Source organism: Streptococcus sp. HMSC072D05 (assembly GCF_001815805.1).
Taxonomy (GTDB): Bacteria; Bacillota; Bacilli; order Lactobacillales; family Streptococcaceae; genus Streptococcus.
The window spans coordinates 4,013-4,487 of sequence record NZ_KV822040.1 but is presented as its reverse complement, the minus strand read 5'-3'; the positions used below and the strand labels follow the sequence as shown (position 1 = coordinate 4,487).

General features: G+C 36.0%; 1 protein-coding gene. It reads right to left on the bottom strand.

The genetic code is table 11. The features are described from left to right. The coding region (locus HMPREF3057_RS09540; protein WP_070697417.1) for a hypothetical protein at nt 1–475 on the bottom strand (475 nt) is incomplete at both ends.

The following is a 475-nucleotide window of genomic DNA, read 5'->3' as shown; positions in this document are numbered from 1 at the left end:
GTCAAACCATTCCTCTGGGGTCACGTATTCCTCTTGAGGATTAAGAATCCAACCTTCTTCAGTTATTTTTTTCTCAATTTCAGGATATTCCTCAAAGAGGTTGATGTTGGTATCAATAACCTTGCCCTCCTCTTTAAAATCACTAGAAATACTGATGAGGTGATCCACTAAGTATCCCTTATCTTTTGCATACTGATCTAGTGTCGTATAATAAAAGTAAGGACCCGCTTCATAGATATCTGAACGCTTTTGATACTCTCCTTCTACTTTTCCGCTATCAATGTTTAAAACAAAGGTTTTCATAGTACCTTGTTTGTCTTTAACTTCTATATTGATGACGTTCTTGGGATTATTACGATAGGTGAAGATTCTGAAATCAATCGGAAAAAAACTGGCGTCATAGTCTTCGACTACTTTGTTTAGATCCACTTCTTTATCGGCTAAATCTTCTGTTCTATAGTCATAAAGACGAATC